We start from the raw sequence: 273 nt of genomic DNA, 5'->3' as shown, positions 1-273 counted from the left end.
GGCCAGGGCGTCGTACTTCAGTCGCGCGTGCGGATGCTGCTGGATCGAGAAGGGGCGACTTTCGTGCGATCCCACGATCAGGCGGTAGCCTTCGCCGTCGGTCTGCAGCGATTGAAAATCGACCGTGTGGACGCTCTGCCCAGAGGCGGCGTCCTGGCCGAAGACTTTTGACGCGCCCTGAGCGACGACGGCACCGGAGCGATCGACGATCCGCCAGGGCAGGGGGCGGGTCGTCTGGTCCTCGACGGTGGCCGTCTTCGGTCCTTGGGTTTC

1 protein-coding gene is annotated in these 273 nt (G+C 66.3%); it reads right to left on the bottom strand.

Annotated features, from left to right (window positions below):
* The coding region (locus CVH10_RS20500) for a cellulase N-terminal Ig-like domain-containing protein (protein WP_369335916.1) at positions 1 to 273 on the bottom strand (273 nt) is incomplete at both ends.

The organism is Halomonas sp. ND22Bw, assembly GCF_003011945.1.
In the GTDB taxonomy this organism is placed as follows: domain Bacteria; phylum Pseudomonadota; class Gammaproteobacteria; order Pseudomonadales; family Halomonadaceae; genus Halomonas; species Halomonas halophila.
The sequence above is the reverse complement of the archived record's forward strand: the minus strand, read 5'-3'. Positions and strand labels throughout refer to the sequence as shown.